The sequence below is a fragment of the Bianquea renquensis genome, assembly GCF_014384895.1.
Classification (GTDB): Bacteria; Bacillota; Clostridia; order Lachnospirales; family Bianqueaceae; genus Bianquea; species Bianquea renquensis.
This window is the reverse complement of record NZ_JACRSQ010000093.1, coordinates 1-1019: the sequence shown is the minus strand read 5'-3', so window position 1 is coordinate 1019 and position 1019 is coordinate 1. Positions and strand designations below refer to the sequence as shown.

At 41.0% G+C, this 1019-nt stretch carries 1 protein-coding gene and 1 pseudogene; both read right to left on the bottom strand.

Features of this window, described 5'->3' with window-relative positions:
• Nucleotides 1-247 (bottom strand): annotated as a pseudogene (locus tag H8730_RS17380) (IS3-like element ISSth1b family transposase); the annotation flags it as partial.
• A gap of 32 nt (nucleotides 248-279) precedes the next feature.
• Entirely contained in the window at nucleotides 280-960 is a 681-nt protein-coding gene (locus H8730_RS17375; protein WP_249290307.1) for a helix-turn-helix domain-containing protein, read from the bottom strand.
• Nucleotides 961-1019 lie beyond the last annotated feature (59 nt).

The following is a 1019-nucleotide window of genomic DNA, read 5'->3' as shown; positions in this document are numbered from 1 at the left end:
TCCGGTTCTTGCTATAGTTCGTATGGTTGAAATGGTTTATCCAACTTGTCATTCGCCGGTAGCCTAAGATATGGCAAAACCGTTCGTCGTACTCTTTTATCAGTTCTGCAAGATTTATGTTCTCCTCTTCCTGTTTAGGGATTGGGCGGTGCAGCCATTTGTAATAAGCTGCACGTGAAATTTCCAGTTGCCTGCACATCCAGTTGATGTTCCATTGTCTTTTTTCGGTAAAATATTGAATCGCCATGTATTTCGATTCAAAGCGTTGTTTCCCGAGCCTCACATCCTTTCGAATTCTTTCACTTTTTTTAGCAGTTCTACAGCCATATCCTTTTCTTCAAGCTGGCGTTTGAGCCGTATATTTTCCCGGCGCAGCCGTTCCAGTTCATCCACTTCATCATCTGTTTTGTGATGCCCGCGCCTATCAGACAAACCAGTTTCGCCATCGGCATCATATTTTTTTACCCATGAATAAACCTGGCTGTATGAAACATCATACAAAGAAGCAGTTTCTTTGTAATTTCTATCATGGGAAATGCAGTATTCAACGATTTCTTTTCGTTCTTCCAGGGTTGTTTTTCTCCGTGCTTCTGCCATATAGACCTCCCTCTTAGGATTATACTCCTTAAGCTTTCTATTAGCATTATACAGCGAAACCCAATGTAACAAAACATCTGCTGTACTAATTTTATGTTTTGCGGCAAGGTCAACTGCGGAGCCTTTGCCAGAAAGATACTCTTCAACTACCATTGTTTTGAATTCTGCTGTGTAAGATGTATTACCTGCCGGACGCAAGAGTCCCACGGCTCCCTGCTCTTGATATTGCCGTACCCATCGTTTAAAGCATCCTGGTGCTGTTTTGTACCCTAGCTCATGGGCTTTTTCTTCCAAGGAAAAAAGCCCATTCAGATATCCTTCTACAATATTTAATTTTTCTTCTGATGTATATTTCCGATACATAAAATACCCCCAAGTAGATTTTGGTTATTTACCTTGTCTACTTAAGGGGTATCATATCA